The organism is Pantoea coffeiphila, assembly GCF_016909495.1.
Classification (GTDB): Bacteria; Pseudomonadota; Gammaproteobacteria; order Enterobacterales; family Enterobacteriaceae; genus Erwinia; species Erwinia coffeiphila.
Genome location: NZ_JAFBFW010000002.1, coordinates 595899 through 619235 on the forward strand (window position 1 = coordinate 595899; position 23337 = coordinate 619235).

Annotated in this window: 22 protein-coding genes; 3 read left to right on the forward strand and 19 right to left on the reverse strand. The window is 48.6% G+C overall.

Annotated features, from left to right (window positions below; translation table 11 throughout):
• Positions 1 to 819 precede the first annotated feature (819 nt).
• A complete protein-coding gene (locus JOE09_RS08445) occupies positions 820 to 1248 on the forward strand; it encodes a hypothetical protein (RefSeq protein WP_205065453.1) in 429 nt (142 codons plus the stop codon).
• A gap of 822 nt (positions 1249 to 2070) precedes the next feature.
• Positions 2071 to 2499, forward strand: a complete 429-nt coding sequence (locus tag JOE09_RS08450) for a hypothetical protein (RefSeq protein ID WP_205065453.1) — start codon at positions 2071 to 2073, stop codon at positions 2497 to 2499.
• Positions 2500 to 3168: 669 nt separating this feature from the next.
• On the opposite strand, the gene JOE09_RS08455 is transcribed toward JOE09_RS08450, so the two are convergent.
• Both JOE09_RS08455 and JOE09_RS08460 read right to left on the reverse strand, forming a co-directional pair.
• Positions 3169 to 4713, reverse strand: coding sequence for a recombinase family protein (locus tag JOE09_RS08455; protein ID WP_205065454.1), 1545 nt, complete (start codon positions 4711 to 4713; stop codon positions 3169 to 3171).
• A gap of 296 nt (positions 4714 to 5009) precedes the next feature.
• Positions 5010 to 5390 carry a DUF2280 domain-containing protein gene (locus JOE09_RS08460; RefSeq protein WP_205065455.1) on the reverse strand — a complete coding sequence of 127 codons (381 nt, stop codon included), beginning with the start codon at positions 5388 to 5390 and terminating at the stop codon, positions 5010 to 5012.
• 398 nt (positions 5391 to 5788) lie between these two features.
• On the opposite strand from JOE09_RS08460, the gene JOE09_RS08465 reads away from it, so the two are divergent.
• The gene (locus tag JOE09_RS08465) at positions 5789 to 6829 is read left to right on the forward strand and encodes a TIGR04086 family membrane protein (RefSeq protein ID WP_205065456.1); all 1041 of its coding nucleotides are present in this window, start codon (positions 5789 to 5791) and stop codon (positions 6827 to 6829) included.
• A 180-nt stretch (positions 6830 to 7009) separates the two neighbouring features.
• Here JOE09_RS08465 and JOE09_RS08470 read toward each other — a convergent pair whose 3' ends face one another.
• From JOE09_RS08470 to JOE09_RS08550, 17 genes are all read right to left on the reverse strand, one after another.
• A complete protein-coding gene (locus JOE09_RS08470) occupies positions 7010 to 7237 on the reverse strand; it encodes a YgdI/YgdR family lipoprotein (RefSeq protein ID WP_200545465.1) in 228 nt (75 codons plus the stop codon).
• An 820-nt stretch (positions 7238 to 8057) separates the two neighbouring features.
• On the reverse strand, positions 8058 to 9554 hold the full coding sequence (locus JOE09_RS08475) for a sensor domain-containing diguanylate cyclase (RefSeq protein WP_205065457.1): 1497 nt from the start codon (positions 9552 to 9554) through the stop codon (positions 8058 to 8060).
• A gap of 1148 nt (positions 9555 to 10702) precedes the next feature.
• Positions 10703 to 14269 (reverse strand): tape measure protein, encoded by a 3567-nt coding sequence (locus JOE09_RS08480; protein WP_205065458.1) that lies wholly within the window; start codon positions 14267 to 14269, stop codon positions 10703 to 10705.
• A gap of 11 nt (positions 14270 to 14280) precedes the next feature.
• The gene (locus JOE09_RS08485) at positions 14281 to 14607 is read right to left on the reverse strand and encodes a hypothetical protein (protein ID WP_205065459.1); all 327 of its coding nucleotides are present in this window, start codon (positions 14605 to 14607) and stop codon (positions 14281 to 14283) included.
• 2 nt (positions 14608 to 14609) lie between these two features.
• On the reverse strand, positions 14610 to 14780 hold the full coding sequence (locus JOE09_RS08490) for a hypothetical protein (protein WP_205065644.1): 171 nt from the start codon (positions 14778 to 14780) through the stop codon (positions 14610 to 14612).
• 1010 nt (positions 14781 to 15790) lie between these two features.
• A complete protein-coding gene (locus JOE09_RS08495; protein WP_205065460.1) occupies positions 15791 to 16339 on the reverse strand; it encodes a thioredoxin fold domain-containing protein in 549 nt (182 codons plus the stop codon).
• A 364-nt stretch (positions 16340 to 16703) separates the two neighbouring features.
• A complete protein-coding gene (locus JOE09_RS08500) occupies positions 16704 to 17210 on the reverse strand; it encodes a PIN domain-containing protein (protein ID WP_239552994.1) in 507 nt (168 codons plus the stop codon).
• A gap of 29 nt (positions 17211 to 17239) precedes the next feature.
• Positions 17240 to 17965 carry a hypothetical protein gene (locus JOE09_RS08505; protein WP_239552995.1) on the reverse strand — a complete coding sequence of 242 codons (726 nt, stop codon included), beginning with the start codon at positions 17963 to 17965 and terminating at the stop codon, positions 17240 to 17242.
• A 126-nt stretch (positions 17966 to 18091) separates the two neighbouring features.
• Positions 18092 to 18190, reverse strand: coding sequence for a YoaK family small membrane protein (locus JOE09_RS08510; RefSeq protein WP_205065462.1), 99 nt, complete (start codon positions 18188 to 18190; stop codon positions 18092 to 18094).
• An 8-nt stretch (positions 18191 to 18198) separates the two neighbouring features.
• Positions 18199 to 18363 carry a YdcA family protein gene (locus JOE09_RS08515; protein ID WP_205065463.1) on the reverse strand — a complete coding sequence of 55 codons (165 nt, stop codon included), beginning with the start codon at positions 18361 to 18363 and terminating at the stop codon, positions 18199 to 18201.
• A gap of 344 nt (positions 18364 to 18707) precedes the next feature.
• On the reverse strand, positions 18708 to 21488 hold the full coding sequence (locus JOE09_RS08520; RefSeq protein WP_205065464.1) for a TOPRIM and DUF927 domain-containing protein: 2781 nt from the start codon (positions 21486 to 21488) through the stop codon (positions 18708 to 18710).
• A gap of 9 nt (positions 21489 to 21497) precedes the next feature.
• Complete coding sequence (locus JOE09_RS08525) at positions 21498 to 22109, reverse strand: hypothetical protein (RefSeq protein ID WP_205065465.1); 612 nt, start codon at positions 22107 to 22109, stop codon at positions 21498 to 21500.
• Entirely contained in the window at positions 22106 to 22396 is a 291-nt protein-coding gene (locus JOE09_RS08530; RefSeq protein ID WP_205065466.1) for a hypothetical protein, read from the reverse strand. Before JOE09_RS08530 ends, JOE09_RS08525 begins: the two co-directional genes overlap by 4 nt.
• Positions 22393 to 22590 carry a hypothetical protein gene (locus tag JOE09_RS08535; protein ID WP_205065467.1) on the reverse strand — a complete coding sequence of 66 codons (198 nt, stop codon included), beginning with the start codon at positions 22588 to 22590 and terminating at the stop codon, positions 22393 to 22395. Before JOE09_RS08535 ends, JOE09_RS08530 begins: the two co-directional genes overlap by 4 nt.
• Positions 22580 to 22888: a ubiquinol-cytochrome C reductase gene (locus JOE09_RS08540; protein ID WP_205065468.1), complete on the reverse strand. Its 309-nt coding sequence runs from the start codon at positions 22886 to 22888 to the stop codon at positions 22580 to 22582. The genes JOE09_RS08535 and JOE09_RS08540 overlap by 11 nt, the downstream gene beginning before the upstream one ends.
• Positions 22885 to 23061, reverse strand: coding sequence for a hypothetical protein (locus JOE09_RS08545; protein WP_205065469.1), 177 nt, complete (start codon positions 23059 to 23061; stop codon positions 22885 to 22887). Before JOE09_RS08545 ends, JOE09_RS08540 begins: the two co-directional genes overlap by 4 nt.
• Complete coding sequence (locus tag JOE09_RS08550) at positions 23058 to 23273, reverse strand: host cell division inhibitor Icd-like protein (protein WP_205065470.1); 216 nt, start codon at positions 23271 to 23273, stop codon at positions 23058 to 23060. The genes JOE09_RS08545 and JOE09_RS08550 overlap by 4 nt, the downstream gene beginning before the upstream one ends.
• Between the last annotated feature and the right edge of the window lie 64 nt (positions 23274 to 23337).

The window sequence follows — 23337 nt, forward strand, 5'->3', positions numbered from 1 at the left end:
CGTTACATTTTCTCATGGATCGTTTCTTCGGTAGTAGACTAGTTCGTTGATGCTGCTACTTTGCCTGCTGGGGTTGAGCTAAGCCGGTACGGATGGTGTGGAGCAGGCGGCCGTCCAGTGTCTATCCGCTCTTATGTGGTTGCCTCGCTGGTGGTGTGTTGGTGATTCGCATACGGCTCAGGTGCGCATAAGAATGTGCCTTTTCGCTGCGTACCTCAATGCGTACCAACTAAATGCGTACCGCCACCAGCCAGAGAAACCTGTACTGAACAAAGGGAAGAGATCACCCTCCTGATTTAATCTGCAGGGGTGTGATTCGCTTACCCAACTGCGCAGCCAGGATGCTTCATACTGCGTAATGCCGGCATGCCATTAGGTACTGCTTTGCCGCGCTGACCGGGCTAAATGGCGGTGACGCTGGCGCATCCGTTCTGCTAAGAACTGAAGTTTTATGAAGAGGGGCTATAGACTGCGCAGATGAGTATGCCAGTTCACATCCCTGGGGTTGCTCTCTATATAAGCAGAAAGGTGTTGGTTCGGTTGGTTCAGTTGGTTCAATTTGTAAAGACTTTTGTTTTAACTGATTATTTTCTAAAAAACTGAACCAACACGGAGAGGCGCTGAACCAACATTAAGAGGGCGTGAACCAACGAACTGCCGTGGTTACTGCATAATTTGGCGCGATACAGGCCTGTTGGTTACGGTGTGGCATGTCACGATGACGCCCACACTAGATATGCCGTTTCCACTTTACCAGCATGTCTTACACTGTCTTACGGTGGTAAAATGGTCACCCAAATCTATCGCTAGGTACCCCATATGAGCAAATCCCTGTCCGTTACCTTTCGCCTGCCTGCTGAACTGGTTGAGGCCTTCTCGTCAGCGGTGAGCAGTTCAGGCACCGACAAAACCGCCTGGCTGGTTGATGCTGTGAGGCAGAAGGTAGGCCAGCCCGACAGCAACCCAGATCACCGCCTGCTGTCGCTGGTGGAGCGCATGGAAACGGCAGCAGCGGCCCTCATAGGTGGTAAGCAGAGAATCCCACCACAGCCATACGACCAGCGTGTGGTGATAAAGATTGTCGCCGATACTATCAGGGAAGGTTTTGATAATGGCCGTATCATTTCTGAGCGGCTCAATGAGGCTGGATACCAGACTAAGGCGGGCAAAGCCTGGACAAAAGATATCTACAGCGCCTGGAAGCGTCAAGACGACAACGCAAAGCGTCTGGCTGCGGCGTTATGCTGAACCTTACCAATTCTCACCTTCTGCGCGCTGCAGGCCTCTTCCACTCGTAGGTGGGCGCATTCATCATCTCCCACCGGCGCTTACGTCGCGCGATGTCGTCGGCAATAGTCCGCTCTATTTCCCGCTGGTCTGCCGGGGTGAGCGTGTGTCCCGCGAGTTCAATCTCTGCGGCGGTCAGTGCTGCTATCTGCTGTGGTGTCATATATCACTCGCTGAGGCGTTAGTATTCGTCCGGTGTGCGCACTCTGGAAGTGCCTTTTTGCTGCGTACCAGCTCAATGCGTACCGCTGCCGGCCAGAGAAACCTGTACCCTCCTGATTTGATCTGCAGGGCTGTGATTCGCTTACCCAACTGCGCAGCCAGGATGCTTCATACTGCGTACTGCTTTGCCGCGCTGACCGGGCGAAATGACGGTGACGCTGGCGCATTCGTTCTGCTAAGAACTGAAATTTTATGAAGAGGGGATTATCGACTGTGCAGATGAGTATGCCAGTTCACATCCCTGGGGTTGCTCTCTATATAAGCAGAAAGGTGTTGGTTCGGTTGGTTCAGTTGGTTCAATTTGTAAAGACTTTTGTTTTAACTGATTATTTTCTAAAAAACTGAACCAACACGGAGAGGCGCTGAACCAACATTAAGAGGGCGTGAACCAACGAACTGCCGTGGTTACTGCATAATTTGGCGCGATACAGGCCTGTTGGTTACGGTGTGGCATGTCACGATGACGCCCACACTAGATATGCCGTTTCCACTTTACCAGCATGTCTTACACTGTCTTACGGTGGTAAAATGGTCACCCAAATCTATCGCTAGGTACCCCATATGAGCAAATCCCTGTCCGTTACCTTTCGCCTGCCTGCTGAACTGGTTGAGGCCTTCTCGTCAGCGGTGAGCAGTTCAGGCACCGACAAAACCGCCTGGCTGGTTGATGCTGTGAGGCAGAAGGTAGGCCAGCCCGACAGCAACCCAGATCACCGCCTGCTGTCGCTGGTGGAGCGCATGGAAACGGCAGCAGCGGCCCTCATAGGTGGTAAGCAGAGAATCCCACCACAGCCATACGACCAGCGTGTGGTGATAAAGATTGTCGCCGATACTATCAGGGAAGGTTTTGATAATGGCCGTATCATTTCTGAGCGGCTCAATGAGGCTGGATACCAGACTAAGGCGGGCAAAGCCTGGACAAAAGATATCTACAGCGCCTGGAAGCGTCAAGACGACAACGCAAAGCGTCTGGCTGCGGCGTTATGCTGAACCTTACCAATTCTCACCTTCTGCGCGCTGCAGGCCTCTTCCACTCGTAGGTGGGCGCATTCATCATCTCCCACCGGCGCTTACGTCGCGCGATGTCGTCGGCAATAGTCCGCTCTATTTCCCGCTGGTCTGCCGGGGTGAGCGTGTGTCCCGCGAGTTCAATCTCTGCGGCGGTCAGTGCTGCTATCTGCTGTGGTGTCATATATCACTCGCTGAGGCGTTAGTATTCGTCCGGTGTGCGCACTCTGGAAGTGCCTTTTTGCTGCGTACCAGCTCAATGCGTACCGCTGCCGGCCAGAGAAACCTGTACCCTCCTGATTTGATCTGCAGGGCTGTGATTCGCTTACCCAACTGCGCAGCCAGGATGCTTCATACTGCGTACTGCTTTGCCGCGCTGACCGGGCGAAATGACGGTGACGCTGGCGCATTCGTTCTGCTAAGAACTGAAATTTTATGAAGAGGGGATTATCGACTGTGCAGATGAGTATGCCAGTTCACGCCACGGGTATTTCTCTCTCTATAAGCAGAAAGGCGTTGGTTCGGTTGGTTCAGTTAGTTCAATTTGTAAAAACTTTTGTTTTAAATGATTTTTTTCTGAAAAACTGAACCAATACGGTGGGCCGCGAACCAACATTTTCAATGTTACGCATATCGGCACAGCCATTAAACTCAAAAAATCAGCGTGTTTTCGTCCAGATACTCTATAGCACTTATCAAGGATTGCTGGCTTATCGGATTGAGCAATGGAAAATTTAACAACCTAACACCGTTGACAAGATAGACGTCACAACGCCCGCCAGCAGTATCAACCACTATCTTTTCCAGACAACGAATTGCATAATCTCGACATCGCTCTCTGTTCTTACGGTTACTCAAGTCCATTTGAGATATGGCAAATCCAGACGTTCGATCCCCCTTACTCTTCAGCATCCTCAGTTGAATCTCGCCATTTCGGAGTTCCTTGTTTAAATCTCTGACTTTATTTGCAATCTGCTCTACATCAGGTGCTATTTGTAGCGCCTCAATGAGCCTGTTTATCTGAATGTGTAATTCAGTCAGGCGATTTTCTAGCAGCTTGATACGGCCAGAACCAATATGACTTTTCAGAAACCAATCAAGGCTAGCAAGCAGTGTGCCTATCAACACTGTATCAACGTCCCCTCGCCTGAGCGCAGGAGAGTCACATCGATGCAGGCGCCTCATCGGGCACACATAGTACCCCATGCCCTTGCTATCTATCCCCGACATCATTATCGAATGCCCGCAGCGCTTACACCTGAGTACGGAACGGAAAATATTGACCAAATATGGATTGTCATAAGTAGCGTCTTTCCCGAATGGTGTCAGCCTGAACCCTTGAACATCGTTGAAAAGTTTTTCGGTAACAATCTGAGGGAAGTAATTCGGAATCTCTTTAACACCTTTTGACATCGTTTGATAGGACGGCACATATGTGCCGATAAGCGCCTTATTGCCTAAGAGTTTCTCAATCGTTGATGGATTCCACACACCGACTTCACCAGTTAGTGTTTCTGTCTTTTTATCGTTCAGCAATTTTGTGATGCCGTTCAACGAGTGTCCCTTTAGCCTGAGTTTAAAAATCTGGTTTATTACCTTTGCTCGTGCCTCAATTATCTGGAATCCACGCCCATCTTCAGATACCTTCAGCCATCGCGGGCAGGAACGGGTAATAATTTTTCCTGTTTTCTCTGCCTCTTCTCTCTTCTTCTGCCATGCAGAGCGCATTCGGCGTGATTTGACTTCGCTTTCTTCGTTAGCACGCTGAGATATCAATATGGCTTTGATTAAGGTGTAAGGGTCATCTAGGGATGATTCAGAGTATCGGGTATGATCGGAGAGGGTCACAACATCGATGCCATTTCTCAGGATGTTTTTTAGGCGATCTGTTGCATCTCCTATTTTTTCTCGCGAAAGCCTGTCTAAGCTCTCGACTAAGAGAACTGTGCCCCTAGGTATATACCCATGTTCTACCGCGTTAATGAAGTCAGATAACGCCCCTCTAACAGCATTCGCGCCGTTAAAAGCACTCAGCCCCAAATCGTGGTAGGTTATGTCATCCAGTTCGTAACCAGGGTTTTGAGAGATCCATTCATCAATCAGTCTATTCTGGCGCCTTATCGAATCACCTGCTAGCTGGGCTGATGTCGAGAATCGGATGTACGCAATAGCTTCTTTGGCATGGTTGTACCTCACTATGGCTTTATTGCTATTTCTACTTTAAACAGCATTTAACAACGCGCAAATCATAACAGTGCGATTGTTACCTAAAAAACGTCATGCCGGTTTAAAATAAACACACTTAAGGATAAGCTCTGACTATCTTTCTAGCTATCTTAATAAAAGAGTGCATGATCTGCTTATCGGCGATTCTGATAGCCAGCATTAAATTAGGCTCATTAAATGGCGTGTTACCTGACTGATACTACTGAACACATTATCTGTATATCATTAGTGGGTGAATTCTTCTGGAAGCCAAACTGTTCATCAGCTTAGTTTTTCTTCCTGTTCACATAGGCGTCACCACACTCCCGGGCGGCCTGTTCGAGTAGCTGGGCCGTCATAGCATAGTTGCTCCGACATTCTGCATCTGCGGCCATCCTGTCCAGCGACCGCAGCCGATAGGCTTTGTTGGCGATCGGGATGGTCGAGAGCTTTTTCTGAAGTTGCGCCCGGGTGAAAGTGAACAGATCCACCCACTTCTGTGCCAGCTTTCTGCCGTTCGCCTTCGTTGGATCGTGTGATTCAACCTGCTGGCGCGTAATATTCAGGCTAAACTCTTCCTGGACGGACTTAACGACCTGCGAGGGGGTGTCATAGCACGCCAGCGCCTGAACGATGAATGCCTTAACAACTGGGGGAAGTGCTGCCATGAATCACCGTTTGTCATACTCTGTCATAATTATGCTCAACTTTAGCATAGAAACCCGGCAACAGAGCCACACTTCCTAAATCTCCGATCACTGCTGCAAGTGACTTGCAGTCATTCACAACGCGGCCTGATGCCCGGTGATGTAAGAGTGGTCCTCTGCACCAGACGCAAATTCAGATATCCAAAAATTTACAACCCCTATAAAAGACTGTGCAAAAATTCATCTATTAGCATTGTTTTCATATTTCCCACCAATCAAATTATCAATAAAAACTAATCATTTAGCTCCTAAAGTCATATCTAAGACACTCATCTAACCGCTCGCATTCGGAATAATCTTGAAACAAAGCTACACTTTTAAGGCAACTGGTGCGTTTTTTTATAATTTAAGGACATATTATGGAAATTCATAAAGATGCTGTTCTGTTCAGACGTATTTCATGGGGGAGTGTGATTGCAGGAGTAGTAACAGCAATTGCATTGTCGCTACTTTTCACAACGCTCGGGACTAGTCTCGGCCTTTCAATGTTACAGCCAAAATCAGAGGATATCATTAATGGTGCTGATAAGGCTGTTATAGCTTGGTCTGTGATTTCGGTTGTGATAAGCCTTGCCTGTGGCGGGTTTATTTCGGGCCGTCTTGCAGGGACGGATGGTACTGTTCACGGTTTTCTGAGCTGGGCTACATCGTTAATTATTGCTTCGGTGCTTGGCTTTGCTGCTATAGGTGGAGTATTAAATACCGCAGGCAGTGCTATCAGTGGTGTCGCTTCTGCAACCGGAAGTGCCGTGAGCGGCATAGGTAGTCTTGCAGGTAAAGCTGCTGGTGGATCAGTAGATGTAGCCTCTGAGCTTACTGAGCGTATGGGGCTTGATACCAGCTTTGAAGCAAATAATACTGACCAGAAAGTTGCAGATGCTCTAAAAAAATCAGGCATTCCCGAGCTTCAGCCTGAATATCTTCAGACACAGCTTAAAGCTGCAGGGAATGATATTACCCGTGCGCTCAAGGATCTTGCTGTGAGTCCTGATAGCAGTGATGTCATACTTAATCGCCTGAGCGATAAGCTGAAATCGCGTGCTGACACTGTTGCAAATTCAGTAGATCGGGAAGATGTTAAAAAGGCTTTGTCAGCTAATACCACAATGACGCAGCAAGAAGCAGACAAAGCTGTCGATAACTTTATTGAAACCCGTGATAACGCCATAGCTCAGGTCAGGGAACGTCTGAATGATGCTCAGGGTCAACTGGAAGAAACCAAAGCGCGCTATGCAGAACTCAAGAAAGAAGCCATTGAAAAAGCTGACGCCGCGGCAAGTGCTGGGGCAAGGATGGCCCTGTGGTCGTTTATAGCACTCCTGATCGGTGCAATAGTAAGTTCGTTCGCAGGCCTCTGGGGGGTTAACACACACCCTGAGTATCGACGTATTCGGGCTTAATGTTGCAACTCCCGGGCGGCAGGACAACAGTTGCCCGGGAAATTTTGGGTATGAGGCAGTTAATCAACGTCTGGAGTAGTGTTCAGTAATGACTGATGTTGTTAGCTGATTATGACATTCACAAACGGCGAACAGGCCATCCGTACGCGGATTGAAGCCTGTTCGCTAGATGGATTGATGTTAGTGAGGTATTTCCGACACCTCTTTTACATCTTGTTTATTTATCTGCTGTTTTACACCATTTGCGTCAGTATAACCAATTAAACCTGTTTCTGATTCTTTAGGTTTTCCGTCACTGATAATCGTTCTGCCATCATTTGTGTGTATAGCATAGCTAGTGCGTGTACATCCAGTAAGTGCAGACAGAGCAATAATTGCTGCGAAAGTACTTAAGAAAATCTTCTTCATATTTCAATCCCTTTATCAGTTATACAGTTTCTGAAAGTTCATAACAGAACATGGTTTATCAAGACTTTTATCTAGACATCTTCTTTGGTACACCAGAGATATTAATTCCAATTTAATCACCAGCAGCATTGAAAGCATAGTTCAATATACAGCAAGCACATCTTAAGAGTTCCCATGACATCCTCGAAGAATCTAGAAGCCTTGCAATTGCCAAGTCTCATCATGATAGTCACGAAAAAACCTGACTAATTAAGGATAGCTGTTTTTTTGATTTCTTGCGGGTTAATTAAGAAAACATACTCGAAAAATGGTACTTTCGTAGACACATTCTGGCAGAAACCGCTTTAGAGATGCTGAATGCCTACCGTGACCTTTTTAGTTCCAAAACCATACCCCAACACCTACATCATGATTTTCCCATGGTTTATTGAAAAGAAGCTACCACTTTAAAACTCCGCCAAGCTACTTATAATAAGCCAGCATCCGTCAACCCATGTAAAGATAGGGTTAACGACCTCTTCACAAATCTTCTCACCATGTGAATCATTCTTATTTTTAAATTTACTAACCACTATCTGCAAATGTTATAAAGGATGGTGAAAAAACAAGACAACACTTAGACAACCATCAATGAAAAGATATATACGTTATGATTTTAGCGTGCAAAAAGAATCGTAAAACCTCATTCAAAAAGCAACCCCGCGTCAAAATTCAACATTAAAACAAGGCGTTAAAGAGGATAAAAAACCAATTAACCTTGTTACACATAACACCCTGAAAAATTGAAAGCCACATATGATATTCCTTTTATTTTTTATATTTAATCAACCTGAGTGTACGTTTGATTGAAGACAACATTTCTTCCCGATTTCTTAGCTTTATAAAGCAAACTATCTGCAAGAAGCAGAACATCTCTAATTTCCACATCACTATTAACAAAGGTAACAAGACCCGCTGAGAAGGAGACCTTTCCCACATTTCCAAAGCTATGGCTTGATACAATATTTTTGATTCTATCACTTTCTGCAATTGCTTCGATATGATTACTGTTTTTCATTAAAACAATGAATTCCTCACCTCCATAGCGACATACTAGCGATGGTTTCTTGAAATATGATTTAAGAACCCCTGAAAATTCCTTCAGAACAATATCCCCCTCATCATGACCAAATTTATCGTTAATCATTTTAAAATTATCGACATCAATCATCATTAGGCTATATGTTATATTCTCAGGAAGGAGATTTAACTGCCTAAAAAACCCTCTACGATTAAGAATTCCTGTCATATGGTCTGTCATCGACTCATTTTTTAGCTTCTCCGTTCTTTTATTAATACTCAAAAATCTTGATTGTAAAGCTTTTCTCAATTGTTCAGCTTCATCGTACCATGTATTAACATTTGAAAACGTATCCAGAATTTTGTATTCGTCATTTTTTGAAGTAAACTTTGCAAGTTTCTCCAGAGGAATTGAAATCCTACCAGAAAACCAAACACCCCCCAAAAAAACTATAAAAACAAAGAAGAAAATATAAGGTACCGCGTTGCTTATTGATTTAAAGAGAATATTGTTAACTATTTCTTGGTTGCTCGAGACAATAATATGCCATGCAACACCGTTCAAAATCACTTCGCCGGATATTAGATCCGGATTGGATACTCTCCTCGTCAATTCAATATCAAGACTGGGGGTTTTTGAGGGTTTGTGTGACATATCACTCTTACCAATAAGACTTACATCTCGATCATAAATAACCACCCCACCATCACTTAAAATCCTTACCTTAGTTGCTGCCCCATAATAATGCTGATTCAAAATACGACTAAGCATACTTTCATCTTTGAGGTAGATTGTACCTCCAAGATAACCAATGTAATTACCACCTTTTGAAAAGACAGGTTGTGATATCACAACCACAAGGTTACCTGCAACAGAGATATAAGGATCTGATATAATTGGCTTTCTTAAAGAAATTGCTTTAAAACTATTTTCAGAAAAAACCTTTAAACCATCCATGTTTCTTTTTTTATTAGTTGTTACAAGCACTTCATGATTTTCACTAACAAATATCACTGAGTTGAAATAGTCAGATTGCTGATAAACACGCTCAACCTCTGACCGTATCATTCGCAAACTATAGTTTAATGATATAAAGTCTGCGCTCCATGCCAGCTGCTTTTGTGCGGAAGAAAAATATTGCTCCGTTGTGCTCGCAACTTTTTGAGCGTAAGCAGCATTCCTGTCAGCAAGAGTTTCCCGAATATTTTCTCGTTGAAAATAACTAATACAACTCATTATGATCAACGATGTCAGCATCACTCCACCAGTGGACAAACAGATAAGCAATGTCCTAAGCTTCAGTTTTTTCCTCGTCATGCAAGCTGCCTGTGGTAGAAGTATCGAGTGAGAATCAGTCTAGCAGGTCACTGAGTCATTTATGCAGATGAAATCATTAATTTAATTAATAACACAGGCATCGGTATTCATGTTGATTTCCTTTTCTGCTAAGTGAACAGTCCGATTACAATATGAAAATAAAAAAATAGCCTTTTTTTACATAAGCTTATAAACTACCACTTGAATTTTTACAATGCAAGTCATCAGCCATCGAAAAAACTCATTCAAAATATTTTTTTCTTGTTAGTGTTTAACTAGTTATTGTAATTACCTGTAATAATTATAGACTCCTATCTACTTCAGTTCTAATCTGAGCCTGAATACATGATTGGTCAAAGCAACCTCATATGATAAAAAAAACAACGTATTCTACATCGCAGAGATTAACTAATGACAAGAAAAATGAGTTTTATTTACTTATTAAAAGAGCTTAAAAGAAAGTATGGGCACGATGAATTATGGCTGAAGCCTGGAATTTATTGCCAGGGTCCACTGAGCGTTGTGCTCTATCACAAAAGCTGGATTACCCCAAAAATCCTTAAAGGAGATGGAACGGCGATCGCTTACAGAGATGGATTAGAGGACGAGTGGATACTCTGCGGGGACTATTCCCAACCATCTTTTCTTTCAATGACAATTCGACCTGGAGTATATAAAATCGACGATAATCTTAAGAATTTTTACTCAATGATAGTTTAATTTTTATTTTATGCCGTGGGTTAGTGGGAGAAGCAAAAAACATCAAGAGAAACTTACAAATCATCCACATTATCGATAGCTAACTTATACTTATTAAGATAAGAGTTGCACAACCCCAAAAAACACTATGGCCACCAAAAAATATAACCTACTGGTACTCATTTGTAAGTCTGAAAAGAAATTCAATCTATGTTATTGATTGTAAACTGCCCACGTTAGGAAGGTTATTTTTTCAACTATTAACTAATTTTTCCATTAGCAGTAGCTTGAAAAAGCATAGCTTCCTGCCATGGCAATACGCATCCATGCGCATCCTACGTTAGATTTCAACTCACCGCGAACAATAAACCCAGCCAAAGTAATTTATGTTAGAAAGAGCCATTTGCTTTACGATTCAGGCCAAAGGTCCGCTGAACCTGCGAAGACATTGGTCCAGCTCGCTCAAAATCTCTCAAAAATGCGTCAACAGTAACCACATTACCTTCCTGCCTGGCTTGAGCTTCAAAGGAGTGCTGTCCGCCACTGGTCTGGTCGTAAAACTGGACATTGACCTGAACTTGTTTGCTGCTCAAAGAGTCATTCTGTGCCGGATTTCCTTTCGAATTTGATAAATATTCACTCCCGGTGGATGCTTTCTTGATCATCGGCGCGCCGCCGGTAACATCGCTGTTGCTGAACACCCGACCATTGTTACCCGGCAGCATGTAACTCTTTCCGCCCATCTGCAGTACTTCTGGCAGATTACCCTCGCCGAACTCATACAGGCCACCAGCACTGACCTGACCGCCGTTTTTACGTCCCATGACTTTAGACAACGCAAAAGCACTGGCCAGGGCGGCGCCTCCGACAATTGCCGCGGCGCCGAAGGACCCCACAGAGGCAACCAGAGCAGCGGGGAGCCATGCAGCCATAGTGGCGCCGGCCGCCGTCGTGCTGGCTGCGGTAGTGGCAGCGATACCGCCGATCTGCGTAGCGGTCGATGCCGCAACTCCGGCCTGCTGCGCAGCTGAGCCCATAACCGCCGACTTGACCCACTCCACACCCATTTGCACGAACGTGTTTACCAGGCTGTTTAGCACGGTGGAGCCAAGTGACCGCATCGCTTCACTGGCGCTCATGCTGCCGGTAATCATGCCCGTCAGCGCGTTGGAGGCATTACCGGCCAGAGCGTCGAATGAAGCAGCCAACGCCTCATTACCGGCGCTCTGGTTGCGCCATGTCTCCCACTGTGCCGCAATCCGCTGCTGTTCGTACTGCGTTTCAGCGGCATTGCGCAACGCCAGCGCCTGATCCTGCGTCAGGGTTTTATTCTTCTCGAACGCCTGGATTAAGGCCAGCTTACGCGCCTGTTCGTTAGCCAGTGCCTGTACCGGGTCCACCATCCCCGCTGATTGCTGCTGTGGCGTGACAACCTTCCCGGCACGTATCTGTGCCAGCTTGTCCTGATGGTCCTGCTCCAACTGTTCAGATGCCTGGTTGTACTGATCTTGGCTGAGCAGCAGCTTACCGTTGGAATCCGTCGCGTTCTTCAGCATCTCCAGCTGCGATTTCTGCGCAGTGTAGTCGGCGTTTTCTTTCAGCTCCGGAACGGCGTTGCGCGCCTTGATGGCAGCGGCTGTATCCCAGATGGCGGCAGCATAATCATGGGCCTGTTTGACTTGCTCTGGCGTTGCTGCGCTGCCCAGTGACTCCCCTGCACGCTGGATGGCCTGAGCCCGGGTAAGCTCCTGTGTTGAATCAGCGGTCAGTGCTGCCTGCTGCTGCAGGCTGGCCAGCTTCTGAGTGACGGCCTCATGCTGATTCGCCAGCTTGTTTGCTGCAGATGTTGCGGCGTTGTCTTCTTTTGTCTGGTCCTTGCGGGCTTGGGTGTTTTTTTCGGTAGCAGCGTACTTGTCTTGCAGCTTTTTGATAGCCAGGGGATCTGTAACCTTTGCGTCCTCAGCGTCATATTTAGCTTGCAGCCGGGCTTTTGCTTCACCTTCCAGCTTGGACAGCTCCAGCCTGCGCTCAGCCTGCTTAATGAGCTTTTCACCCTCTGTGCCACCCCAGTTAATTTTGAGACTCTCTGCATTAAATTTCTGCAGCTCGGCGGTTGTCTGCCCCAGCTTTTCGGCAAGAAACGCCTGCGTGCCGCCGAGGAAAGACGCTTGCTTTTCCGCCTCAGCAACTGCCATCGCGTTGTCGCGCGCGGCTTTCATCTGATCGACGATGCTTTTATTGACCTGAATATTTATCAACTTAAGGGCATCGTTTGTTTGGTTTAAAGTTGCATTTTTTCCAGCGAGATCTCGGTTTGCCTTAGCCAGTTCAAGGGTAAGGTCATTGGCAATTCGCAGATGTCCGTTATTTTTCTCATCAGTCAGCCCCATCGGCTTTGCGAGAGCAATTCGCTCTTTGTACTTTTCGTTTAAATCGGAAATGTGAGACTCAAGTTCAGTAATCTCTTCTTTCTGATTTTTTAAAGACGTAATAGTATCGGCGCGGACACCTTGTGCCTGGGCGAGATTCATCTCTTTTAGTTTTTGGATGACGTTAGGCAGAGTGTCCGCGAATGCTATCGACTCCTTTCTAGCCTCAGCTTGCCTTTGCGCATACAGATACCAACCAGCAGCAACGATCGCCAAAACACCAATAGGGCCACCCAGCGGGGCGGTGACGGTATTGATGACCTTCATAGTATTTGAAAGGGTAATGCCCGTTGCCGCAACTTTTGCCTGTGACGCGGCCAGCGCATTGTTAGCTAACGCTGCCTCAGCAGCAGTTGCTACATAAATCCCACGAAGTCTGATGACGTTTTCAAGAGCAATCGCCTCTGCCGCTGACCCTCTGGCAACGTTATATTCAGCCGTTGCCAGATTCAGAGCAGAAAGGGCAGCAGCTTTGTCTGCGTCAGCCTTCCTCAACGTCACTGCGGCGGCGGCTGCCTCCTGCTGAGCTGACTGCCTAGTGGCAGCAATGCTTTGGATGGTTGTTCGTATCCTCGACACCTGGGAAGCTGTTGCCATTACCATCGCACCAGTAAACCTCCCGCCCATCACTGCGGCAGCGGCAATTAGCGCAACACTGAGCATTTCCAGATTTTCTGAAATGGTAATTACTGAATCGCGGAAGCCGGCAGCGAAAGACTTCACTGTGGAGTTTTCACCGAAGAACTTAGTCACGTTATTACCGGCCACCAGCAGCCCCTGCGAAATACTGACCGTGGTTTTGGCAAACTCCTTACCGATCGTGTCACCCTGCGATAATAGCCCGTTTACGATAACCTCGGTGGTGAGCTTGCCCTCAGCTGCCATAGCACGCAATTGCCCCAAAGTAACGCCGAGGGAATCAGCCAGTGCGATTGTGAGGCGGCTACCCTGCTCAGAGACAGAGTTGAACTCTTCGCCACGAAGCGCGCCAGCAGCAAGCCCCTGCGACAACTGAACGATGGCGTTTTCAGCTTCCTGAGCTGTTGCCCCGGATACAGCAAACCCCTGGTTGATGATGGTCGTGAGCTTCGTCAGGTCTTCTGCGCTGGTGTTATACAGGCGCGTGCCTCGTTCCAGACGCGCATATAGGGTTGCGGTACCGTTCAGGCTGGACTGTGTAGCCTGCGAAATATCGAAGATACGCTTCATAACCTCAGCCTGCTGTTCTCCCTGCTTAACGGAGTTAGCGACCTTGTTATTCAGAACGGTCCAGGCGTCAGCGTACGCACCCACCTGCTGGATAGAGAGCGCTGCCAGTAAACCTTTAGCCACGGAACTTAGGCTGGACATTGTGCGGCTGGCTGAGTCAACGGCGCGTTCAGTACGATTAATATTGGCCTCAAGCCTACCCATGCTGCCGCCCATACCATTCAGGGCTGCTTCTACCTGACGCCGGGCCTCAATAAGCTTATGGGTATCCATATCTACTTCGTAAATTACAGAGCCTGCATTAAATGAACCGGCCATTTTTTTCCACCTTATTGTAGGGTAGGTTTGTTTTTGGACAGGGCTTTACGATTCATCAGGCTGATAACTTCTAATCCCTGCTCTGTAATAGTCCGGTTGGGGCCGTTAAAGTTAATAAGTCCCACCAGCATCTTATAAGCCTCATTTTCATAACTGGCCGACCCCAGCAAGGACTTTGCAGCGTTAACTGCGTTATCCAAAAGGCCTGAAGCAAGGAAAGTTTTTACGACTTCACCACGCACATTGTTGTACTCAATGAACGAACTGCCGGTTTCTCTGATGAGCTGGGCAATGTAGGTTTCTGCGATTTCATCGGCAAGGCGCTGTAATTGCTCCATTGCTACACCTCCATGTGCTTAAGCGCTTTATCAATCAGCCCACGAGCTATCGCGCTGATTGTTGGCGCAGCATTCAGCATCGAGCTATCACGCTGCTGCTGTTGGATGCGTTTAATCGCTTCCATCTGCGCAGCGGTCAGTAGGACGGGTTTGAAGTTCGGATTATAGGCCACTGCATGCTCCCCCTGTTTATTTATACAGCTTAAATTTATTTCAATAAATGCAATGATTCAAGTAATTATTGCAGAAAATGAAATGAATTAAATTGAAAAAAGCCCCGCGTTCGCAGGGCAGAAATTGGTAGGTAGCTTGGCTTGAATGACAATACTCTTTTTTAGTTTGAACCGATCCAATCCAGTGCGTCTTTAGCCTCTTTACAAACCTCCGCAGCTTTAGCATTAGCTGCAGGAGTCTTCTCGCAAGAAGCGTTAATCTCTGCTGCTGCTCTAGCTCCGCGCATCATAGCCATTATACCGTCAACACATATCTGCTTATCAGGATGGTTATAGCAAATAGCCTCACGTGTGCCCGATATACGGTCCGTTAAGGCGCTAATTGCCGATCCACTAATCAATGTGGTCATTATCGCTAATGCCGCTGTTATTCTCTTCTTCATATCCCTATACCCAAAGTAACGTTTTCTTGCATGGTAGCAGAGGGATGAAACAAGGCAACGCGAACCCCTGCTAGCAAGCACCCTCGCCGTTCTGCACGGTGTGACATGTCACGGACACTGCTAGTCGCGCCATTGCCATTGGCTTACCATCGGATGTGGTGCGTGTCTGCGGATCTACCACCATCCGACCGTATTTTCACATTTGTGCCGTCATTCTGGATAACTTAAGGTTTGCATGGCAATTTGTGAAACGAAAAAGAGATCGTTTTGAGAAAGATAATTGATTGAAATGCGAACGAATGGGCTGATTTGATAGTGGAGAGCCCGTGCGGACTGGGCGATTTCGTGCATGTGCATAGCGCACCATCTGGCTTCAGATTCGGAATATCGCAATTTTCTCAAAGCTGAAGTTTTATGATGGGCAAGTCGCAGGATGCAGAAATAGTGAGTTGTATTGTGCAACCCAACTTAGAATTATCATCAATCCTAAGTTGGGTTGAATTTCACGGGATGCTTAAGCCATCATGAAGGAATAGCGGCCAGTAAACTTTATTGGCTATCATCCGCTCACTTTAGTTCAGAGAGAATTTTTTCAGGGGGAACACTGCCAAGAAATATATGGGCGGACTTATCCAGTACAACTATCGCAGGTGTCACCTCAACGCCAAGCCGATCAGCCAGTGCTGATTGTTTAATCACCAAGCTTTTACATTTCTCTGAGCTATCGTTGCCGGGCAAAAAACCTGCCATCGCGTTCTGAAGACTTTTCTGGCGATCTGATGCACACCAGACTCGCCCCATGTCTTCAATAACTGAGTCCTTGATGGATGAGGGCGCAACCGTAACAAATGACATTGTAAGTCCTGCATCAGTATATTTTTTGATGTTTTTAACGACATAACTGCAATAGACACATTTATTATCTATAAAAACCAATAGCTTGTGTTTTTCTGCATTCGACTGAAAAGTAATAGGTTCCAGTTCAGGCAGGGAACGAGAGATGTCCTCATAGGCCATCTGAGGTGTTGTATCTGAAGCTATATCGGTTGATGCCATAGCGCCGGTGCATGCCGATGACAAAATGACTGCGAGTAATGCTTTAAAACGAATACTCATTGTTCCCTCTTCATTTCCTGTTTTAGTACGGGGTACTTAACATCAAGCGTATCCAGTAAACACCCTCTGCGTCATTTTTGAAAATATAATCGCTGAAAACGCCTGAAAGACCCATCTGCCCTGTTTTTCCTTCTGGATGAAGAGGATGCCGAACGACTGATTGAACGCTTATAGGCATAACATGTCATTCATGCCATACATAGGCATGACACGTCGTTGATGCCTATAAATAAGATATAGGCATTTTACAGAGGCGACTTTTGTGCGTGCGTTCTTATGGTCATGACGTTATGCATGATACTTACTGGGGGTAAGTTTTTATGGAGACAAGAAAAAACCCGGCGCGGTGGCCGGATCGCTAGTATTAGTGAAGTTCAGTCTGATGGTCATGGTCCATATCAATCAAAACCTGGATAGGGGTTGGCTCTATATCTGCAAGAGATTTAACTATCATCCCCATTTCTTTGCAGCGCTTGAATACACCAATGTCATGCGTCCATATTTCATCAACATTTAAAGATTTTGCTATTGAGATAATTTGCCTATCAAACTTTACTTTGTTAGCGGTATCAGATTTCATCATGGCTTTTAATTCTTTTATGGATGGCATCTGAGCGCATTCAATTGCAGCTATTTCATCAAAGCTGGCTATCTCAAAACAAGATTTCCTTTGAATAAGTCTAATATAGTTTTGGTGTTCACTCTTATCAATTCCAACCAGATATTCTGCTAAGACTGGAGTTGGTATTATTATTGAGCCGCCGCTGGATTCAATCATATCGAGCAATGCTTGAATCCTTCGCCCTGGATCGGGTATCTCTAACCCATTTTCAGGATCGGAGAGCTTACACCCTTCCTTCATGCCAGTCATTGCCTGCACCAGGATGTTAGTATCGAAAATTATTCGCAATTTAGCGTCCTCAAAGCCTTTAAGATGGCTTGCGCATCATCTTCATCTTTCCATTGATTACCAGGGGCGTTATGAAGTGCTTTGAAAGCAGCCCTCACATTGGATTTCTCAAGGAGCTCATAAGATTCAATTACTAATTTCTTTAGCTTCCATTTCTCATCTTTTTTAATCCACTCACTCTCGCCGGAAACTCTTACTTGCTTGAAAAGTAGAGCACCAAGCTCGGCAGCTAAAGCTGGGGTGGCTTCGCAGTGGTAAGTTTCACCGTTAGCTCCCTCCAGTTTGACTGGTGCCGACTCATCTTTACCGCCAACATTATAGAGTTTTCCTTGAACCTTCCCTTTCTTTCTTATAACCAAAGGTTGCTCTTCAACAGAAGAAGGAAATTCTAAAATAGTGACTTTATTATGGTTAATAATTCTTGCTTCAAAGCCATCCTGAGCAAGGAGTGCTACCAATTTCAGGTAAGCGCTACCTGAATTGGAAGCCTGCAAAATTGAGCGTTCAATGACCGCATTGTATACAGCTTGATTGTCAACCCAAGTGTTCAAACATGCTGACCCTTCGCTCACATCCTTGAAGTGAACGGCTTCTTCCGATCCATACAGACCAGATAATGCAGACAAATACTTTCCGAGACGATGCATGGGCAGTTCGTCAGGGCTAGTTCCATCAAGTTTTAAGGTCAGGCAGTTGTCTTTGCCCATTTGGGTCATTGCCTCATCAGTAGTAAAAAGGCCGATTACATACTTTCATTCTTGTTCATGAGGGATCCGGCGTCAACGCGTTCTGCATGAAACAGCACCTTTACGGCCTAACCTCAACCTAACGCCTCTCCCGGACTAATTACCTGGCATCCACGCACCGCTGACGACAAACCATACCAGAAGCACCACACCTGCTATGCCACATGCGGCTGGGAATAAATATCCGATCTTCATTTTTTATCCTAGCGGCAAATCTTCTTCGACTTGCTGATTGAACCATCATTGCAGACGAACTTTTCGCCGGCACAGTGCGAGATTCCGCCCTTCTTACCAGAGCAAGGGGTATTGGCTGCGGTTGCTTTGAATGCAAAAAGTGACAAGATTGTCACTAAGATGACCTTTTTCATGAATCGCTCCTGCGATTATCCCAGACGTATTTATGATTTCATCGCCTATTGCGTTCTATAGCCGTCTACAAATCTATATCAGAATAATCCGCATTCGATCAATGATTGATAAGAAAAAGCCCGCATTTAGCAGGCCATGTCACGCAGTGAATGAGGAGTTTTACTGAGCAGGGAGGCCATCCAGGAAAGGATCGATAACTCGTTGTTGGTTCAAAACAGCCCTTTGTTGGTTCAGTGTTGGTTCAGAGAAGAAGAAAAAAACCTTATAAATCAATAAACCTTTATCACTGAACCAACTGAACCAACTGAACCAACACCTAAACTACGTATGTATAAAAAATCCCTTACTCTGGCTGGCTGTCTTCAGGGAGGAAATTCAGCACATATACCCGGATTTGCCGCCCTTCAATGCGCGGTGACTTCCGCTGGTAGCCCCGGTCGCTGGTGGGCGGCATCAGCATCCCGGCCTGTTTCAGCGCCTCAGCGAACTGTTTGGCGTTGAAGCCCTTCGCTATCTCCTGCTCAAACGTTGACGGGAAGGTATAGAAAATCATCGGGTCAGCATCGTGAGCGCCTTTCGCACGGTAACCAGCCTGGTCACGGATGGGCATCCCTGCCGGGTCATACGGAAACGGCGCATAGCGACTGAGGCCGTGGGCATTCAGAAACGCCTCGCACTGCTCGATAATCTGCTGATGCTCCTTGTTCCCGGTACCAAACTCCCGCACCCATGCGTTAAAGCTGTGCTGTACGGCATCGCGACACGTCTGCTCGTCCCAGCCGGTGATTACCCGGCCCAGCATCAGGGCCGCCTCGATAATGGCGAACCTGGCTGCCACTCGGTGTACCTGCTCACCATAATCTGCCGGAATCAGTGAACGCCAGCGGCTCTCTGCGTCCCTGACGGCCTCAACGGCCTGTTGCTGGTGGTCTGCCAGCCATTTCACCCAGGCGCGCCCGGCGGCTCCGTGATGGCCCTGATACGCATCCTTCAGCGCGTCGGCGTGCTGTTTGCCGTTCTGGTGTTCGTGGAACCTGACGGCTTTACTTAGTGGGATATTAAGCAGGCGCACCAGTTGCCCGGCCTTCACCTTCTGGCCGGTGGTGGATATGAACGTCTCCAGATCCATTTCGCCGGTACTGATAGCCACGGTGCGCCAGCGTTTCAGGTCGCGGTTACCGCCTTCCTTCGCCCCCTGCAGTTTGCCCACGCCGTTAAACAGGGCATAAGCCGACTGCGCCACGCTGCGGGCGTCAGCCCCCTGGCCCACTTCATCCAGCGGCATCAGCGCGTCATTGTGCGCGGCAGCCTCGTTTGCCAGCCCCAGCGCGGTGCCGTACCAGGTCAGGCGCAGCTGGTCGGGATTGCCGTACAGGCTGCTGGCAACGTTGGCCGTGGTGGTCTTACCGGCGCTCGACTGCTCGTAAAAATGGATGCCGAACCCGTCAGCGCCCGTCAGCCCGATAAGCGGGGCCGCCAGCGCCGCACCGATCCCGGTCATCATCGAGTAGTTGCCGCCCACCAGCCGGGCAACGCTGGTGCGCCAGCTGTCAGCCGTGCCCCTGCAGGTGTAGCCCGCCGCCGCCGAGCTGCGACCGTTAAAAAGCACCGGCATATCCGAGGAGCCAATGATCTCGCCGTCGGGCATGATGTATGCGCCGCACTGCCAGCCTGTGGCCTGTGCCACGCGCCATATCTCACGCGGGCCGCTGCGCTGTAGCCAGTCTGCCAGGGTGGCGCGCATCGCGGGTTTGGTTGTTATGTTGACGCCGCCGGCTTTAAGCACGCGCCAGCCCTCACGCTCCCCTATGTCGGCCAGCGGCAGCGCCTGTACGGTCGTTGTCGTTGCGCCTGCAGGCTTCCAGCGCAGGATCAGGAACTGGTCTTTGTCGTCACGACCAATACCGATCACCTCCAGAGGGGAGCACAGCCAGGCCTCGTTAGTGATGATTTCACCGCTGTCTTTATCTACCTTAGCGGTGATCCAGAAAACGCCATCCCGGCGGCTCTCAACCCGCGCTTTGAGCAGCTCCTCTTTGTCAGCGGTGGGTTTGCCACCCTCAGTGGCTTTGAGCTGGGCTTTCATCGCTTCATCCTGTGGCTGGTACTGATTTTCATTAAACGCCGCTGTGGCCGCTTCCAGCCCGTTCTGCTGGCGGTAGTCGTCCCAGTCGGCCTTGTACTCTACCGGCGGCAGTGATACCCACCCACCAGCGATACGTGCGGCCATCTCGGCACGCAGGCAGCCGGTGTTGACATTCGGTTTGCCGTGTTCGTCCAGCGCCCCCGGATAATGCCAGTCGTTATCTGCGGCAATCGTGATCCGCGCGGTTGGGTGGAGGCGGCGCATCACTTCTGCGACCGGAACCTGGTTACCAGCATCAATGGCCGCAACCGTCAGCGCGTCAGGACGCATCAGGTTGAGCGTCAACGCCGTAGCCATGCCTTCTGCAATAATCACGTCCTGCGGCTGCTCAGGTGCGTTCACGGCGTTATATGAGCCGCATTTAACCGAGCCGGTCAGCACCATCTTGACGCCGCTGCGGGTAATGGTCTGCGCACCGGTGACCGCACCTGTTTCATCAGTCAGGCTAATCAGCATCCGGCCATCAGGCAGGCACTGGTGGTAAGCCCCCGGCAGCCCTTTGGCAGTGAGGTACTCACTTACGCCTGGTCGTGCACGTTTCAGTAATGTCTGATACTCACGCTCAAACGTTTCACGGCGTTCTGCTTCGCTGGCCGCGTCCTGCAGTTGCCGATCCTGCTCGCGCTGCTGGCGCTCTGCGTCAATCTGCGCACGCCGGCGGACGCTGGCTGCCGGGTCTGTATCTGCTGCCCGGTAATCAATACCCAGCGCATCAGCGACGATCTGTGCTGCGCTGGTGGTATCGCAGCGATTCACCTTCGCCACCAGGTCGAGACCATCCCCGGCCCCGCACTGGTTGCAGAAGTGGGAGCCGCGGCCTCCGTCGTCGAAGCGGAACCGGTCACTGCCGCCGCAGGCGGGGCAGCTGGCGTGCTGGCGCGGTGATTTTGGGACGGTGATGCCCACCAGCCCGAGCACGTAAGGCCAGCGCCCGGCGGCGGTGTTTGCTACTTCCCTGATTAAGTCGATGTTTCGCATATGCTCCCCTCAGTGCGCCGTTGGCGTTGCTGGCATACCTTCGGTTTGCAGCAGTTCAATAAACCCGTCATGCAGGATGTAAAGCCCTTCACGCCCGGCAGCAGACAGCGTTAGCCCGCCATGAGGTGACGGCTCAACCATCGACTGATACATAACCACCACCTTCAGCAGTGGCTCGTCGTGGGTGAACTCTTCAAAAATCACCTGCTCAGCATGATTAGCCAGAGCGAACCGTTCCGCCGCAGGGTAGATGCTGATAGCACCTTGTGGGCCAACATACATAGCAGCTTTAACCGTCCTGCCGTCGCCCTGTGGAACATCTGACAGTCCGTGTTCCTTCATCTGCTCAACGATGAACACACCGGCCACAATCCAGCGCCAGACAATCACGCGCTGTTCAACGGTAGGAATGAACCAGCCCATTTCCTCAGCGAGGGACAGCTCGGCTATGATGCCAAACCCGTCAGAGACAGGAGCATCAAACTGCCCCTTGTCGAGCTGGCGAACCACCGCAGCATAACCGATCACACGATTGCCCATCAGCACACCATCCGGCACGGCCTCGGCAGTGATACGGCTCAGGGTTGAGGTATTGCGTGGGAAATGCAGGATATTCTTCACAGTCCTTTACCCCGCTTAATCGCTTCCTGGATGGCGCAACACTGCTCAATTCGAAGAATGCTCCAGATACCCTCAACCCAGAGATAGACCTCCTGCTGCTCTGACGGATTTTCGAGAGCAGGCACCACCTCATTTAGCAGATGCTGGACACCAGCCCGGATACGCATCAGGCGATCGCGCGAAACGTTCTCCGGAGTGTTGGGTAAAATCATTTCCGGACGGCTTAGCACTCGGGCTACACGCTCACGGTCGGCTTTGTGCTGGTCGATGTCAGTGTGAGTTTTCATTGTGCGTTCTCCCGCTGATGTTGTTCCTCAAGCAGCCAGGCCGTTACTGATTCCATCAGCTTGCTGGCCATCGTAAGGGCTGTTTCAATATCGGGATAATCCATGTCGATGATTGCTTTGCGCAGCATGAACAACGTGACGTTGGCATGGTCAGCGCGAAGGGCTGCCTGCTGCAGGGTGATTTCATGAGCCATGCTGATCTCCTTTAGGCATCTCACTGGCAGCAAAGCGGGCGTTTTCAGCGTTATCACTGAGCGCGCGCACCACTTCGGCCAGCGGCATCAGCATTGCGCCGATGCTGTACATGTCCTCTTTAGCCTGTTCAGGGCTGTAATCTTCGTTTTCCGCAGACCAGAACATCAGGGAGCCAATAGCAGATACGCCGATTAGAATGTTGGTAGCTGCGTTATTGGCAGTATTCGTTATTTCATACAGCCGGTGCGGATCTTCATCTTGGAAGCCAGCGCATCTCAGGTCGTTGTAAATGGTCATTGACGATCCTCCAGCACGCGGGTGGCAACATCTTCTGCAATGCCAATCAGCTCTGTCTGGGCGTCTTTCTCATGTCGGCTGGATGTCAGAAACAGCGCGGCATTAAGGATGGCTTTGATTTTCTCCAGAGCATCAACGGCGTTCATTTCGCGTTGCGTTACGGGACGTGTCATTTGCTAGCCTCCATTGCAGGCAAGCGGACGGCCAGTGACAGGATGAACAACGGGGCCAGCGCGCGACGCGCCTCCTGCTCCGTGGCTGCCTCGATGGATACGCGGCACGGCCGAGCAGCGGCGTCAGCGCGTGAGAGCGCCAGAAAGCGGTACTGGTATTTTTTCGGGGTGAGTGAATCCCGCCCGGAAATGGGTGTGGTATGATCGGACATAGCTACCTCGTTACTTGCGTTAACGGTGGTGGTGAGAGGCCCGGACGGTGTTAGCGCACTGCCG

Bases quoted from the DNA above. Each gene is read 5' to 3' on its own strand.
- JOE09_RS08465 (WP_205065456.1), top strand. From the start codon at position 5,789: ATGGAAATTCATAAAGATGCTGTTCTGTTCAGACGTATTTCATGGGGG.
- JOE09_RS08510 (WP_205065462.1), bottom strand. From the start codon at position 18,190: ATGAAGATCGGATATTTATTCCCAGCCGCATGTGGCATAGCAGGTGTG.
- JOE09_RS08515 (WP_205065463.1), bottom strand. From the start codon at position 18,363: ATGAAAAAGGTCATCTTAGTGACAATCTTGTCACTTTTTGCATTCAAA.
- JOE09_RS08445 (WP_205065453.1), top strand. From the start codon at position 820: ATGAGCAAATCCCTGTCCGTTACCTTTCGCCTGCCTGCTGAACTGGTT.
- JOE09_RS08530 (WP_205065466.1), bottom strand. From the start codon at position 22,396: ATGAAAACTCACACTGACATCGACCAGCACAAAGCCGACCGTGAGCGT.
- JOE09_RS08545 (WP_205065469.1), bottom strand. From the start codon at position 23,061: ATGACACGTCCCGTAACGCAACGCGAAATGAACGCCGTTGATGCTCTG.
- JOE09_RS08540 (WP_205065468.1), bottom strand. From the start codon at position 22,888: ATGACCATTTACAACGACCTGAGATGCGCTGGCTTCCAAGATGAAGAT.
- JOE09_RS08550 (WP_205065470.1), bottom strand. From the start codon at position 23,273: ATGTCCGATCATACCACACCCATTTCCGGGCGGGATTCACTCACCCCG.
- JOE09_RS08505 (WP_239552995.1), bottom strand. From the start codon at position 17,965: ATGACCCAAATGGGCAAAGACAACTGCCTGACCTTAAAACTTGATGGA.
- JOE09_RS08500 (WP_239552994.1), bottom strand. From the start codon at position 17,210: ATGACTGGCATGAAGGAAGGGTGTAAGCTCTCCGATCCTGAAAATGGG.
- JOE09_RS08495 (WP_205065460.1), bottom strand. From the start codon at position 16,339: ATGAGTATTCGTTTTAAAGCATTACTCGCAGTCATTTTGTCATCGGCA.
- JOE09_RS08535 (WP_205065467.1), bottom strand. From the start codon at position 22,590: ATGGCTCATGAAATCACCCTGCAGCAGGCAGCCCTTCGCGCTGACCAT.
- JOE09_RS08475 (WP_205065457.1), bottom strand. From the start codon at position 9,554: ATGCTGACATCGTTGATCATAATGAGTTGTATTAGTTATTTTCAACGA.
- JOE09_RS08470 (WP_200545465.1), bottom strand. From the start codon at position 7,237: ATGAAGAAGATTTTCTTAAGTACTTTCGCAGCAATTATTGCTCTGTCT.
- JOE09_RS08520 (WP_205065464.1), bottom strand. From the start codon at position 21,488: ATGCGAAACATCGACTTAATCAGGGAAGTAGCAAACACCGCCGCCGGG.
- JOE09_RS08480 (WP_205065458.1), bottom strand. From the start codon at position 14,269: ATGGCCGGTTCATTTAATGCAGGCTCTGTAATTTACGAAGTAGATATG.
- JOE09_RS08460 (WP_205065455.1), bottom strand. From the start codon at position 5,390: ATGGCAGCACTTCCCCCAGTTGTTAAGGCATTCATCGTTCAGGCGCTG.
- JOE09_RS08450 (WP_205065453.1), top strand. From the start codon at position 2,071: ATGAGCAAATCCCTGTCCGTTACCTTTCGCCTGCCTGCTGAACTGGTT.
- JOE09_RS08485 (WP_205065459.1), bottom strand. From the start codon at position 14,607: ATGGAGCAATTACAGCGCCTTGCCGATGAAATCGCAGAAACCTACATT.